A 13,782-nucleotide genomic window follows, 5' to 3' on the forward strand; every position below is an offset into this window, starting at 1 on the left:
AGGTAAATTTCGGTGCGTTTTTGTCCACTTTGGGCTATTATGTCGCATAAATTCATCATACTACTAGGTCAATGACATGCCATTTGCGCAGCATTTTCGTCCCGCTACTTGGGCAAAATTACGGTGTCAACATGCCAATCTTTATCAAATCGATGAGCAGCTGTTTCGTAGTGAGCAGCTGACGCCCGATGATATAGGTATTATCCAGCAATACGGCATCAATACCCTTATCAATTTACGATTTTTTGATCGCGATGATAACGAAGAAAATTTAGCCAACTTACCGCTAACCTTTATCAATCACCCATTGATGACTTGGGCGATTAAGCCGCAGCAACTTGCTGAAATTTTGTATGATATTTTGTGGCACCAAGCGCGTGGCGACAAGGTGCTCGTGCATTGTTATCATGGCTCAGATCGTACGGGTATCACCGTTGCTATGTATCGCATTTTGGTACAAAACTGGACGATTGAACATGCCAAAATTGAAATGCAGGACGGCGGGTATGGCTTTCACTGGATTTGGATTAATATCAGTAATTTATTGACCGAGAAAAAAGTGCAAGAAGTGCAACACGCTTTGTTAGCGCTACAACGCCAAAAGCCTATTAATTAGCCAACCTTAAAACCCATCAAGCGACATTAACTTTGGATAGCCTGTGAATATCAAACGACTGTTAGGTGAAACCATTATCTATGGTATCGGTGCGATTTTACCCCGTGTCATTACCTTTTTACTCAATCCGTTGTATATCAATTACATCGATAAAGAAGCCTTTGCTATCTTTACCAGCTTATATGCCTGGATTGCTTTTATCAATATTGTGCTCACTTTTGGTTTTGAAACATCTTATTTTCGTTTCTCAGGAGAAGATAAAACAGGCGCCGCCGAAAAAAATGTGTTTAGCACGGCGTTTTGGTTTATTGCCATGTTGGCAGGCGGTTTTTTGGTCATGGTGTTGCTATTTAGCAATCCGCTATCAATTCTGATGGATTATGGCAGTCATCCTGAATTTTTGCGCTGGTTTGCTTGGATTGCATTTTTTGATGCGATTTGTACCATTCCGTTTGCTTGGCTACGTTATCACAACCAGCCTGTGAAGTATTCGGTGGTGCGCGTGGTGTCGATTTTGATACAAACTGTGGTGGTTATTGCGCTATTTCGCTTTGTGCCCATTGAGGCTGCCAAAAGTTTCGGTTTGAGCGAGCAAGTGGCGTATCCGTTCTTTGCCAATTTAGTTGCCAGTCTCGCCACTTTTATGATGCTGTTTCCAATTATCAAAAAAGTACGCTTACATTTTGATAAAGCCTTGTTTAAACGTATGATTCGTTATTCCTATCCGGTCATGCTGGCAGGGTTGGCGTTTATGGTGAATGAAAATTTCGATAAAATCATTCAATATTATATGATTGATAAAGGCGATGCGGGCGCATACGGTGGCTGCTACAAATTGGCGGTGTTAATGACTTTGTTTGTAACTGCATATCGGATGGGGATTGAGCCGTTTTTATTCAAACAAATGCACCACGCCAATGCCAAACATACTTATGCCATGATGACAGAGTACTTTGCTTTATTTGCATCGGTGGTGGCGCTTGGGATTATTGCCAATATTTCATGGCTCAAACGGTTATTTATCACCGATCCCAGTTATTGGACAGCGATTAATATCGTGCCGATTATCGTCATTGCGAACCTATGTTTTGGGATTTATTACAACCTATCAACTTGGTATAAGGTAACTGACCGTACTGAGATTGGCTCAGCCATCTCGTGGCTTGGGGCGGGGCTGACTATTTTGCTCCATATGCTGTTTTTAAAACAATACGGCTTTATGGTGTCGGCATGGGTGACGCTTTTTGTTTATTTCCTCATGATGATAGTATCGTACGCGCTTGGACAGCATTTTTATCCGATACCTTACCAAACCAAAAAAATCGTTTTCTTTTTGGGTACGCTGATGCTGTTTAGCGTGATAATCGTCAGTGCTTTTCAAATGAATTTTTGGTTATCCAATACCTTATTACTGGTCTATATTGGCTTAATCGGCTATAGCGAGCGCTCGCTATTAAAACGTTTGGTAAAAGCAAAAGCGTCATGATTGAGCCATAATAAGATTTTAATGGGTCCCAGTATTTAATTTAGCCAAATGATCCTTATATCAGTTACTAGTCGCAATTGATTCACCTTGCGCAAAAAAGTTTGCTATAGTAACAGCAGGAGAATCAATGAATTGCTACTTACCTGTGATAGACATGGGTAAGTCATCTCATGAGAAGGAGTTTTTCATGCAACAATCAAGTACGCCACAAGCAACTACCCAGCTAGCCAATCCTCTATTAGCGAATAATGAGCAACTGATAGCAGTGTCTGCCAAAGACATTGTCAAACAACATCTCGATAAGCTCGGTATACCTCAAGATATTCAGATTGACGATGCCGAATTTGCAGAAAAAAAACAGCGCATTGCTGATTTGTTAAAACAGCATAATGCCACGTTAATTGCTCACTATTACACCGACCCAAAAATCCAAGCAATTGCCGAAGCCACAGGCGGTATTGTGTCGGATAGTTTAGAGATGGCAAGGTTTGGGCGTGATAGTGATGCTGATGTGCTGATTGTTGCAGGTGTCAAATTCATGGGCGAGACCGCTAAAATCCTAAGTCCTGCAAAAACGGTATTAATGCCAACGCTAGAAGCCACTTGCTCACTAGATTTGGGTTGTCCGATTGAAGACTTTAGCGCGTTTTGTGACCAACATCCTGACCGTACTGTGGTCGTGTATGCCAACACCTCAGCGGCTGTTAAAGCGCGGGCAGATTGGGTGGTGACATCGAGTATCGCGGTTGAGCTCATTGACCATCTAGACAGCCAAGGTGAAAAAATCATTTGGGCACCTGACCAGCATTTGGGGCGTTATATCCAGCAAAAAGTGGGTGCAGATATGCTACTGTGGGATGGCGCTTGTATCGTGCATGAAGAGTTCCGTAGCCGCAGCCTAAAAACCATGAAAGAGATGTACCCCGATGCGGCGGTGCTAGTGCACCCAGAATCACCGATTGAGATGACCCAAATGGCAGATGCCGTCGGTAGCACCAGTCAGCTGATTAAAGCGGCGCAAACCCTGCCGCACAAGATGTTCATCGTCGCGACCGATCGCGGCATTTTTTATAAAATGCAGCAAGCCGCGCCAGATAAGGTGTTTATCGAAGCGCCGACACGTGGCGAAGGTGCAACCTGTCGCTCATGTGCGCACTGCCCGTGGATGGCGATGAATGATTTAGACCAAATCATCCATGCACTGGAGAAAGTAGGCACGCCTGATGCCGTACCGCATGAGATTTTTGTTGAGGCGCAGCTAATCGAACAAGCTAAAAAACCCCTAGATCGAATGCTCGCGTTTGGCGCCACACTCAAAAGATAGGCGTTAATAACCATTGTCTCTTTTTAAAATATTGAAAAAAGTCGTTGACAGCCTAACTAACTTGCTTTAATATACGCACCACTTAGCGATGATAGCCTTTAAGCTTACCATTGCTAAGGTGTTGAAGTAACAATTAAGCCTAGTTAGGCAATCGGAGTGTAGCACAGCTTGGTAGTGCACCTGGTTTGGGACCAGGGGGTCGAAGGTTCGAATCCTTTCACTCCGACCATTCATTCTTTAAACTTACCCAAGTTAAAAAAATGAATCAAGAGCCGAGCAGGCTTTTTTTATGCGCCTGTAGCTCAGTTGGATAGAGCACCCGCCTTCTAAGTGGGTGGTCACAGGTTCGAATCCTGTCAGGCGCGCATTTTGCTAGTCTGTAAAACCTATCTTATGGCGGATGTAGCTCAGTTGGTAGAGCCCCGGGTTGTGATCTCGGTTGTCGTGGGTTCGAGTCCCATCATTCGCCCCATATTCTAAAAAAGCCCTTAATTCAATGAATTAAGGGCTTTTTTATGCCTTGCCTGTTCCCTTATCTATTTATCACGTTTGCAAATTTGTTATACAAAAACAACGGTTTTGCTACACCTTTTTATGATGAACAATTATCTATTTTATATACTAGGGTCATATAGTGTACTAAAAGATAAGCTAGTAAAGGTAAATTGCCAATAATGCGATTTTACCTAATAACAAACATAAAATAAAATCGCGTGAGACCCTGAATATGAGACGACGTAACGCTATGTGTCATCAACTCGCTATGACTAGCTTTGCTATAAGTGCTGGCTTACTTGTTAACTTATTTGTCAATACTGCCCAAGCGGCTACTAGGCTGCCAAAATCCCCTTGGCAATCGCATGCGCCGCTCAAAAGTAGCCAAGTTAGCCCAGTTTATCAACAGCAATGGCGGCAATCTGATTATCAATATTGCCCAATTTTAGCCATTGCTAATCATTCATCAGCGAATATCAAAACTGCACAATCACGCGCTGCTAATTTTTCAGGTGGCTTTGCGGTGGCGTATGATTTGAAGAACTATAAAGGCAAGCCTTTGCGCAGTGCTTATGGCGTAGCCAACGCCGGTACGACGTCTAAACGTGACTTGTATGAGGGCTGGGCATATCGTAAAAACTATGCCGATGGCAGTTATGTGACGCTTGGGCGAGAAGGCAATAACCCACAGGGTAAAATGCTGGCTTACCTAGTGCTGAACAATGGCTGTTTTTATAACATCTGGAGTCAGTTAAGTAGTGAGCATCTGCAAAAAATGATTGGTCAACTACGCTATGTCAATTGATGAATCAAAATATAGTTAAAAAAATAGCTATGAAAAAGTAGCCACAAAAAAAGCAACGTTGCCGCGTTGCTTTTTTTAAATTTTTTTTTAAAGTTGCTCGTTTTAAATTTTCTTGTTTTAAGCAAATTCATGCAAAGAAATTTTCTAGCACCTTACGCTGACTGCTTTGCCAATGTGACCAGTCTTTGGCTGAGTCGGCCAGTGAGCCCCGCCAACCTTTGATATTGCCTTTCATGCTAGATAACCGATGTTGGCTGGTGGTATTGAGCAGTGTCGGCTGTTTTTGCAAACGCTCAAGCGCAACCAACGCGGCAGGGCGGTCATTACACAATAATCCCATATCGCAACCTGCCGTTAAGGCAGCCGCAATACGGTCGCCTGCATCACCGGCAACATGTGCCGCTTTCATCGACAGGTCATCGGAGAACAGTACCCCATTAAATCCTAATTTGCCACGAATAATCTGTTGCAGCCAAATCGATGAAAACCCTGCAGGTTTGTTATCAACTTTGCTAAATACCACATGAGCGGGCATGAGCGCATCTAGTAGCGGCTTGTTGCGAATAAATGGCTGCATATCGTATTGGCGAATCTCATCATAACTGCGCTCATCGGTGGCATCATCCACATGAGAATCCGGTGCAACTGAGCCGTGACCAGGAAAATGCTTACCCGTGGTTGCCATTCCGGCAAGCTTCATGCCACGCATGAATTCAGCAGATAAGGCGGTGATTGCAATCGGATGGGCGTGAAACGCGCGATCACCAATCACGCGGCTCTCCCCATTGATATCAAGTACAGGCGCAAAACTAAAATCAATCCCAACTGCTAGTACTTCGCTTGCCATCAAATAGCCCGCACAATAAGCAAGGTCAAGCGCAGTGATAGGGTCATGCTCAAACCTTTCACCAAGTTTACCCATTGCAGGTAGCGGCGAAAAACCCGCGCGCAAGCGAGCGACACGTCCACCTTCTTGGTCAACCGCAATTAAAATATTGGGCTTGATAGCACGCATACTATCGGTCAGTTCGCGTACTTGCTCAGGGCTTTCTACATTACGCCCAAACAAAATCACGCCGCCAACTTCCGGTTGGCGTAGCAGTGCTTCGTCTGCTAGGCTAAGCGCTGTGCCTTCAATATCAAGCATGAGTTGACCGACTGCTTGCATGCGGTAATCCTTCTGGGTATTGCTTGCCGTCAACTGTTAGATATAGTTGGCGGCAGAAAAATTTTGAAAAAACATAGCATACGCTTTTTTTGATAAAAATGCGACTAGCTTACTGGCGATTATTATTAGCGAATATTACTGACGGTTAAGCCGTGACGGTGACGGCAACAAACTGATATCACTCACCCGACAAGGATTGATATCAATCCCGCCGCGGCGTGTGTACCATGCGCGTACCATAAGCGTTTTTGGCGCAAAGGCTTGGGTTAAATCACTAAAAATTTGCTCAACGCATTGTTCATGAAAGCCATTATGCTGACGAAAGCTCAAAATATACTCAAGCAGTCCTGCTCGGTCAATCGCTTGGCTATCTATCTGAATCTCCAGTGTTCCCCAATCTGGCTGATTGGTGACAGGGCAGTTTGAACGCAGTAGATGCGAATGCAAAATTTGTAACTGGCTATCCGAGGTACCTTGATGAGCAACGGTCAAGCTTGAGGAATCGACATCACTGACAATGGCGATTTTTTTACCGCTATTATCTAACGCGTTATCAATACAGTCACCCTGTGGCGCGCTGATAGGTAAGCTATTTGCGATGTTTACCTCAAAAATCTCAAGCGTCACATCGGTTTTTATACAAGCCGATAAGTCTTTTTCCACCGTTGCTTTAACAGCTTGTTGGTTGTCAAATTCAGTGAAATTTAGGCTATTAAAATAAAGTTTGAGCGATTTTGATTCGACAATGTAGTCTGATGTGGCAGGGATGGCAAGGCGCGCCATTGCCACCTGTGATATGCCGTGCGAATTCAGCCAAGACATCTCAAAAACCTGCCACCAGTCCATGCCAATACTTAAGGCGTCAGCAGGCAGCGCTAGGTTTGCTCGTCCTAATGCGCGCGGAATGGGGTAGAGCATATCGGGAGCATAGGTTTTTGGATAGTGGGTGGATTGACCCAAAATACCGTGAGTTTCAAGTGGTTTCATATTTTTTTAATTTAACTAAGTTATCTAAGTTATAAACGAACGCGTGAGCCATCTGCTAAAAGATAATACGCAATGCCATAAAATATCGCGGTAAAAATCCCAATCGCTACCAAAGATGACCATACATTGACATCTGAATGACCCAAAATACCATAGCGAAAAGCATTGACCATATAAACAATGGGGTTTAGTAGCGATATGTTTTGCCAAAATCCTGATAAATCTTTAAGTGAATAAAACACACCGCCCAAATACGTCAAGGGTGTCAACACAAAACTGGGTACGATGGAAATATCATCAAACGAGCGGGCAAATACCGCATTAATCATACCGCCCAGCGAAAACAATGCTGAGGTCATCACCACGGTAAAAATCGTGACAAATGCATGCACCAGTGATAACTGAGTAAAAAACAACGCGAGCACCGTCACAATCGCGCCAATGGTCAACCCCCGAAACAAACCGCCCGCGATAAAACCCAGTAAAATGGTATGTTTAGAAATCGGACTGACCAGCATCTCTTCGATATTACCATGAAACTTGGTGGCAAAAAAACTCGATACCACATTGGAGTAGCTATTGGTAATCACTGACATCATAATCAAGCCAGGCACGATAAACTGCATGTAGGAGACACCGCCCATATCGCCAACCCGAGCGCCAATCATTTTACCAAAGATGATAAAATACAAACTCATGGTGATGGCAGGGGGCAATAGCGTTTGCGGCCAAATGCGAAGAATTCGGCGGATTTCTTTGACTAACAAGGTGTTAAATGCAACCAACTGGTGCTGAAAATCCATGTTAATTCTCCAATTTTTCAGTCAAATTATTTTCAACAATCCCCAAAAACAGCTCTTCAAGGCGATTGGCTTTGTTACGCATACTCGCTACCTGAATATTTTGAGCAGTTAACTGGGCAAAGACATCATTTAAACTTTCGCCTTTTTTGAGTGTGACTTCAAGGGTCAACGGGTCTAGTTGCTTGGTTTTTACCACATTGGTTAACACAATCGATGACAGATAAGGTTGCGACAAATCAAACACAAAGCTTTCCACATCAAGGCTGGTAAGCAAACTTTTCATATCGGTATTGATACGAATTTCACCCTGGTCAAGGATAGCAATGTTTTTACACAGCTGCTCAGCTTCTTCTAAATAATGGGTGGTTAAAATAATGGTCGTGCCTTCTTCGGTGTTGATTTGCTGCATAAAATCCCACATTGAGCGGCGCAGTTCAATATCCACGCCCGCAGTCGGCTCATCCAAAATCAGCAGTTTGGGACGGTGCATTAAAGCACGCGCAATCATCAAACGGCGTTTCATACCGCCAGAGAGCATACGTGCTTTGTTGTCGCGTTTTTCCCAAAGCCCCAATGCTTTAAGCAGTTTTTCGGCACGCGGGCGAGCTTGCTTGGCAGGTATACCAAAATAGCCCGCTTGGGTAATCAAAATATCTTCGATTTTTTCAAACTGCATAAAGTTAAATTCTTGCGGCACCACACCTAAAAACTGCTTGGCTTTGGCAGGCTGTTTAAGCAAATCTACCCCAAAAATTTCTACCGAGCCTGAGGTGGGTTTAAATAGCGAGCTGATAATACCAATGGTGGTGGATTTACCCGCACCATTGGGACCGAGTAGGGCAAAAAATCCACCTTGGGGTACGGTCAAATCAATGCCTTTGAGTGCGGCAAAACCATTTGGGTAGGTTTTGGTAAGCTGGGTAATTTTTAGAGCAGGGATGGTAGTGTCAAAGTTTGCCATAGCAATGCAGGTTCTGGTTAAAGGTGAGACCTTAATGGGGATGGGTTGGACAGTTTAAAGATTTGACTGCACTAAGTTAAGTTAAATTATATCAATGATACAATTAAAAAAGCCTATCAGTTGATAGGCTTTATCTGGGCTAAAAATGACTATTTGGCTTGAGACACCATATAATCAACCGCGTTGGTCACTTCCACATCGAGCAAATCAGCGTTACCACCTTTGGCTGGCATGGCGTTAAAGCCTTGTAGCGCGTGTTGGTGAAGGGTAGCGGTACCTTTAGCGATACGGGGACCCCAAGCGCCTTTGTCACCAAATTTTGGTGCACCTAACAGACCTGCTGCGTGACAAGTATGACACACACCTTCATAAATTACTTTGCCTTCACGTGGTTTATTTGGATCAGCGGCGCCCAATGCAGCGGCAATAGTGATATCACACTCTTTACCTTCAAAACAAACTTTACCTTGGGGGGCAATACGTGCGATTAGATTTGGGTATAATGCAACCAATTTTGCAACTTGAGGTGGATCTTCAGGTGCTTTTTCTGCTTCCTTTTTTGCGGGAGCGGTAGAGGATGCAGGCGCTGAAGCAGTTGCCGTACTTGAGGCAGTCGCGGTACTTGAAGCGCTAGCGGTAGCTGATGCCGCTGCGGGGGCACTGGCTTTATCCTCAGCTTGGCTGACAGCGATACCAGCAAGACTTAGCATAGTAACCGCTGATAACATCACTACTTTTTTCATTCGTCACGTTCTCTCAAACAGGTGAATTAAATTATCGTAATACTTTTAAAGCGGATAATATGAGCCATTAGATTGCTCGATTGTATCCGTTGATGCGATAAATGTTACATAGATTTATTTTCCATACTATTATAAGGGAAAATTATCTGAAAAAGCTATGCTTATTTGATATGTGCTATCAACTTTGCCAAGCAGTTTTTGGCAGTGATTTTGATGATTTGCTTATTGCACGAAAAGTTTGCTAAAATAGCCCACTGCTTTTTTTCAATGCCAATAAGCGTTCGTAGCTCAACTGGATAGAGTACAGGTCTCCGAAGCCTGTGGCGTGGGTTCGAGTCCCGCCGAGCGCACCATTTTATTGATTTTATCCTTAATATAAAACATTAATTCTATTGATAAATTCACTATCATCTGCCTTTTAGTTTACCTCATTGTCATTGATTGTTTTATCCTTAATAAAAAGTTTGTTTAATCTATTAATTGAGCAACAATTAGATTGAATGATAAAACGGTTTATCCCCATTAATAGTGGCACGGTGCATGACACGATGTACCGTATCGCCATAATCATGGGTCGCATAGTGCTGCGTGGCGCGATTATCCCAAAAGGCAATGTCATCATTTTGCCAGTGCCATCTTACCGTAAACTCAGGTTTGCTAATATGTTGGAATAAAAAATTGAGTACCGCTTTACTTTCTGAGTCGGACAATTCATTTATCTTTGTAGTAAAGCCCTCATTCACAAAAATCAATTTTTTACCAGTGACAGGGTGAGTGCGAATGACGGGATGCACCACAGGCGGATTGTCAATTTGCGCTTGTTGCCACTGGACAAAGCCCTCGGGGGTATTGCCAAATCGCTCTTGCGGGAAGGATTGAATAATATTGTGCGTTGCCGTCAACCCTGCCAAAAAAGCGCGAAACGCAGGCGATAAATTATCATACGCCGCATAGCTGCTTGACCACAGCGTATCACCACCAAGGCTTGGGACTTGTTTGGCTGCCAAAATACTGCCAAGCGGTGGCGTTTCGCTAAAAGTCACATCGGTATGCCAAATGGCATTGTCTCGCAAATCGGTTTTATGATTATCAAGCAGTACAATCTCTGGCTGATTATCGGCTTGAGGGAAAATCGGGTGAATATGCAGTGAGCCAAATTGACGCGCAAAATCCGCTTGTTGTTTTGGGGTAATTGCCTGTTTACGAAAGAATAAGACTTGATGCGTCAATAATGCTTGCTCAATTTCGTGTTGTTGAGTGTCTACCAAAGGTTGGCTAAAGTGGACACCTGTTACCACCGCGCCAATATTTGGGGTAATTTTTTCGATTGTTAACGTGGTCATGATGATCTCCAAATTGTTCAGTTATCACTTGTTACAGCTGTAATATTTGCCGTACCAAGGGGCAAGGTTGGCTTGTAATTTTCTTAATAAAATTTCTAAAATAAACGCAATCACCGCAATAATTATAATCCCTAGAATGACAATATCCGTCGATAGAAACTGCGCGGCTGACTGAATCATAAAGCCCAACCCTTTAGTTGCGGCTACCAATTCAGCTGCCACCAAAGTGGACCAACCCACACCCAGACCAATACGAATTCCTGTTAGGATATGCGGTAAAGCCGATGGCAATGTCACATGCCAAAGTAATTGCGATGGGGTCGCACCGAGCGATAGCGCGGCAAATTGGCGGCTTTTATTAACCGTCAAAATACCCTGCAATGTTGAGATAATAATCGGGGCTAAAATCGATAAAAAGATAAGCGTGATTTTGGTAAGCTCCCCAATCCCTAACCAAATCACCAATAATGGCAAGTAAGCGAGCGGGGGAATTGGGCGATAAAACTCGAGTAACGGGTCAAAAATAGCCTGAACTGTGCGATTGGTTCCCATCCAAATAGCGATAGGCACACCCACAACCACTGCCAAAACCAAGGCAATAAATACTCGTCCTAGGCTGGCAAAGGTATGCTGTATCAAGGTCGCCGACATATAGCCTTCCGTGGAGACTTTGACAAACTGTTGCCACACACTGGTAGGATTTGGCAAAAATAAACTTGGCACCAGTCCTGTCGCAGTCACCGCCCACCAAATTGCCAAGGCAGTAACCACACTGATAAAGCCCCAGACCACCCCATGATGTTGGGACACAAAAGATGAGGCAGGGGTAGGGGGTGTTGTCATGGTAGTCTCAATAACGGCTGCAGTTGGCACTGACTGATGGTCGATTGGTTTATCAGCGGCGCGTGTTGCGGTATCAATCTTAGAAATTGTTTGGCTTGTCATGACCTAATTCCTGTTAAATTATTATGATGAATTGGCGCAGTTTTAGCTGGCTGTCAAATACGACCCGCCACAATTTGCTGAAATAACTGTTCTCGCCATTCAATAAACTCACGGTCTGATTTTATGGCGCGAGTGCTTTGTCCTTGGGCAAAGCGTTGGCTAAATGTCGGCTGGTAATGGTGCAGAATTTTTCCTTGACCCATCACCACCAAGTCGGTTGCCAAAAATAACGCTTCTTCAATATCGTGCGAAATCAACAATATTTGTCGTTTGCTTTGTTGCCAAATATTGAGCAGTAGCTCTTGCATGGATTCGCGCATAAAAGCATCGAGGGCAGCAAACGGCTCATCTAGTAACAACATTTTGGCTTTTGATGCCAATACGCGAGCGATGCCCACACGTTGTTGCATCCCGCCTGATAATTCCCAAATCGATTTGTCCGCAGCATGTTCTAGTCCTACCCACTGCAAAATTTGCTCGGTTTGTTTGGCTTGGGTTTTGGCATCGACCCCTGCTAATTTGCCGGCAAAACTGACGTTGTCAGCGACATTGAGCCAAGGGAATAACGCATGGTTTTGAAATACCACCGCTCTATCTACACTGGGTTTGGTGATGGCTTGACCGTCTAGGCTTAACGCGCCTTGGGTCACAGGAATAAAGCCTGCAATGGTGTTGAGCAAAGTGCTTTTACCGCAGCCTGATGCCCCAAGCACCACACAAAAACTTTGCGCTGCCAATGATAAATTCACCTTATCAAGTGCCAACGTGGGGTGGCTATTGGACTGGGTAGTTGGATACTGTACGCTTAAATTTTCAATCACTAATCCGCTCATGCTATCTCATTCCTTGTTAAGCCTTGCTACTACTTGCTATCCAAATATTGATTGGTGACAAAATCTGAATAATCAGCTAATACAGTATCCACCTTACCTTGTGACTTAAGAAATTCAGCCGTTTTGCGGATGTTGTCGGCAAATGGTTTTTGTAGCAAAGTCTGCTGTTCACTGACCGGTAGATAACGATTGCCTGCCAGTAGGGTGCTGATATCGCTCGGTGTTGAACCGGTAATTTGCGCAATTTTTTGCACGTTACTAGCATTGCCAATAAAGGCTTTAGGGTCTTGGCTATATTTGCCGGTGGCATCGGTGCTGATTTTGACGAACTGTTTTAAGAAGTCAGGATTTTTTTGGGCAAAATCTTTACGCACCACCCATAAGTCATAGGTCGGACTACCCCAGCTAGCCACTTCTTTTGAAGTCGTCAAAACATGCCCAGTGGCTTTGACTTTACTTAAAACCGGCTCCCAAACATAGGTGGCATCAATATCTCCTCGCTCCCAAGCTGCATTGATTTCCGGTGGACGAAGATTAATAATGGTGACTTTGTTTGGGTCAATGTTCCAATGCTTCAGCGCGGCAAGCAAACTGTAATGGGTGGTAGAAACATAGGGTACGGCAATTTTTTTACCGATTAAATCTTGCGGTGTTTTGATATTACTAGCATTTCTGACGACCAAGCTTTCCGCTTCACCGATTTCACTGGTCACCAAAAAAACTTGAAGCGGTACGCCTTTGGTGGCAGCGGCTGCCAATGGACTTGAGCCGATATTGCCAATATCAATGCTGCCGGCACTAATGGCAGCAACGACGTCTGCACCGGTATCAAATTTTCGCCAATTGATATCACGCTGCGTGGTTTGCTCATAGGTTTTATCGGCTTGAGCAAGTTTGGCTGGGTCAACCCCGGTTTGATAAGCAATGGTAACGGCTTGCTTGCTATCTGCGGTTGATGTGTTGCCCGTTGAAGATGCGCTGTTGGAGGTTGCTTGATTTTGCGACTGAGCTTGTGACTGCGAATTTGATTGAGAATAAACATAGCCCGCGCCAATCGCCGCAATCCCTGCGGTCAACCCTGCCGCGAATAATTTATTTTGCTTAGTCATTTTTACCCCTTAATTCATCATAGATATTCTGTATGTGAATTATTATGTAAAAACCTGTATATTCTGTAAAATAATATTAACAATATTCCATTTTCTAAAATGGAATATTACTGTGCATTTGCCAATCACGCTATAACTAAGCTAACCAGAAATAAGCTGACCAT

At 43.9% G+C, this 13,782-nt stretch carries 13 protein-coding genes and 4 tRNA genes; 8 read left to right on the plus strand and 9 right to left on the minus strand.

The annotated features are described in order from the left end of the window. Positions 1-76: 76 nt before the first annotated feature. From LAJ61_RS08115 to LAJ61_RS08145, 7 genes are all read left to right on the plus strand, one after another. Positions 77-616 (plus strand): tyrosine-protein phosphatase, encoded by a 540-nt coding sequence (locus LAJ61_RS08115; protein WP_224053510.1) that lies wholly within the window; start codon positions 77-79, stop codon positions 614-616. 43 nt (positions 617-659) lie between these two features. After that, on the plus strand, positions 660-2,102 hold the full coding sequence (locus LAJ61_RS08120; RefSeq protein WP_224053511.1) for a lipopolysaccharide biosynthesis protein: 1,443 nt from the start codon (positions 660-662) through the stop codon (positions 2,100-2,102). 187 nt (positions 2,103-2,289) lie between these two features. Then, positions 2,290-3,426 carry a quinolinate synthase NadA gene (gene nadA / locus LAJ61_RS08125; protein WP_224053512.1) on the plus strand — a complete coding sequence of 379 codons (1,137 nt, stop codon included), beginning with the start codon at positions 2,290-2,292 and terminating at the stop codon, positions 3,424-3,426. A gap of 152 nt (positions 3,427-3,578) precedes the next feature. Beyond that, positions 3,579-3,655 (plus strand) — tRNA-Pro (locus LAJ61_RS08130). 62 nt (positions 3,656-3,717) lie between these two features. Then, positions 3,718-3,791, plus strand: a tRNA-Arg gene (locus LAJ61_RS08135). Between the two features lie 31 nt (positions 3,792-3,822). Beyond that, positions 3,823-3,898 (plus strand) — tRNA-His (locus tag LAJ61_RS08140). 255 nt (positions 3,899-4,153) lie between these two features. Further along, positions 4,154-4,726, plus strand: a complete 573-nt coding sequence (locus tag LAJ61_RS08145) for a hypothetical protein (RefSeq protein WP_224053513.1) — start codon at positions 4,154-4,156, stop codon at positions 4,724-4,726. Between the two features lie 127 nt (positions 4,727-4,853). Here the strand turns inward: LAJ61_RS08145 and nagZ are convergent, their stop codons facing one another. From nagZ to LAJ61_RS08170, 5 genes are all read right to left on the minus strand, one after another. Further along, positions 4,854-5,894, minus strand: a complete 1,041-nt coding sequence (gene nagZ / locus LAJ61_RS08150) for a beta-N-acetylhexosaminidase (RefSeq protein ID WP_224053514.1) — start codon at positions 5,892-5,894, stop codon at positions 4,854-4,856. Between the two features lie 135 nt (positions 5,895-6,029). Next, positions 6,030-6,881: an NADPH-dependent 7-cyano-7-deazaguanine reductase QueF gene (queF, locus tag LAJ61_RS08155; protein WP_224053515.1), complete on the minus strand. Its 852-nt coding sequence runs from the start codon at positions 6,879-6,881 to the stop codon at positions 6,030-6,032. Positions 6,882-6,910: 29 nt separating this feature from the next. Beyond that, a complete protein-coding gene (locus LAJ61_RS08160; protein WP_076774539.1) occupies positions 6,911-7,684 on the minus strand; it encodes an ABC transporter permease in 774 nt (257 codons plus the stop codon). Position 7,685: 1 nt separating this feature from the next. Next, the gene (locus LAJ61_RS08165) at positions 7,686-8,645 is read right to left on the minus strand and encodes an ABC transporter ATP-binding protein (RefSeq protein ID WP_224053516.1); all 960 of its coding nucleotides are present in this window, start codon (positions 8,643-8,645) and stop codon (positions 7,686-7,688) included. 149 nt (positions 8,646-8,794) lie between these two features. Beyond that, positions 8,795-9,388: a c-type cytochrome gene (locus tag LAJ61_RS08170; protein WP_224053517.1), complete on the minus strand. Its 594-nt coding sequence runs from the start codon at positions 9,386-9,388 to the stop codon at positions 8,795-8,797. A 277-nt stretch (positions 9,389-9,665) separates the two neighbouring features. On the opposite strand from LAJ61_RS08170, the gene LAJ61_RS08175 reads away from it, so the two are divergent. Further along, positions 9,666-9,741: transfer RNA gene (locus tag LAJ61_RS08175), tRNA-Arg, on the plus strand. 138 nt (positions 9,742-9,879) lie between these two features. Here the strand turns inward: LAJ61_RS08175 and tauD are convergent. The 4 genes from tauD to tauA form a co-directional block, all read right to left on the minus strand. Continuing rightward, a complete protein-coding gene (gene tauD, locus LAJ61_RS08180) occupies positions 9,880-10,743 on the minus strand; it encodes a taurine dioxygenase (protein WP_228744258.1) in 864 nt (287 codons plus the stop codon). 12 nt (positions 10,744-10,755) lie between these two features. Continuing rightward, positions 10,756-11,574, minus strand: a complete 819-nt coding sequence (locus LAJ61_RS08185; RefSeq protein WP_224054832.1) for an ABC transporter permease subunit — start codon at positions 11,572-11,574, stop codon at positions 10,756-10,758. A 155-nt stretch (positions 11,575-11,729) separates the two neighbouring features. Beyond that, positions 11,730-12,509: a taurine ABC transporter ATP-binding protein gene (locus tag LAJ61_RS08190; RefSeq protein ID WP_224053519.1), complete on the minus strand. Its 780-nt coding sequence runs from the start codon at positions 12,507-12,509 to the stop codon at positions 11,730-11,732. 29 nt (positions 12,510-12,538) lie between these two features. Continuing rightward, a complete protein-coding gene (gene tauA, locus LAJ61_RS08195) occupies positions 12,539-13,618 on the minus strand; it encodes a taurine ABC transporter substrate-binding protein (RefSeq protein ID WP_224053520.1) in 1,080 nt (359 codons plus the stop codon). Positions 13,619-13,782: the final 164 nt, after the last annotated feature.

This window comes from Faucicola osloensis (assembly GCF_020041925.1).
GTDB classification, from domain to species: Bacteria; Pseudomonadota; Gammaproteobacteria; order Pseudomonadales; family Moraxellaceae; genus Faucicola; species Faucicola osloensis_D.

Coding starts and splice junctions, on each gene's coding strand:
- LAJ61_RS08115 (WP_224053510.1), top strand. CDS start 77: ATGCCATTTGCGCAGCATTTTCGTCCCGCTACTTGGGCAAAATTACGG.
- nadA (WP_224053512.1), top strand. CDS start 2,290: ATGCAACAATCAAGTACGCCACAAGCAACTACCCAGCTAGCCAATCCT.
- LAJ61_RS08145 (WP_224053513.1), top strand. CDS start 4,154: ATGAGACGACGTAACGCTATGTGTCATCAACTCGCTATGACTAGCTTT.
- nagZ (WP_224053514.1), bottom strand. CDS start 5,894: ATGCAAGCAGTCGGTCAACTCATGCTTGATATTGAAGGCACAGCGCTT.
- queF (WP_224053515.1), bottom strand. CDS start 6,881: ATGAAACCACTTGAAACTCACGGTATTTTGGGTCAATCCACCCACTAT.
- LAJ61_RS08160 (WP_076774539.1), bottom strand. CDS start 7,684: ATGGATTTTCAGCACCAGTTGGTTGCATTTAACACCTTGTTAGTCAAA.
- LAJ61_RS08165 (WP_224053516.1), bottom strand. CDS start 8,645: ATGGCAAACTTTGACACTACCATCCCTGCTCTAAAAATTACCCAGCTT.
- LAJ61_RS08170 (WP_224053517.1), bottom strand. CDS start 9,388: ATGAAAAAAGTAGTGATGTTATCAGCGGTTACTATGCTAAGTCTTGCT.
- LAJ61_RS08185 (WP_224054832.1), bottom strand. CDS start 11,574: ATGACAACACCCCCTACCCCTGCCTCATCTTTTGTGTCCCAACATCAT.
- LAJ61_RS08190 (WP_224053519.1), bottom strand. CDS start 12,509: ATGAGCGGATTAGTGATTGAAAATTTAAGCGTACAGTATCCAACTACC.
- tauA (WP_224053520.1), bottom strand. CDS start 13,618: ATGACTAAGCAAAATAAATTATTCGCGGCAGGGTTGACCGCAGGGATT.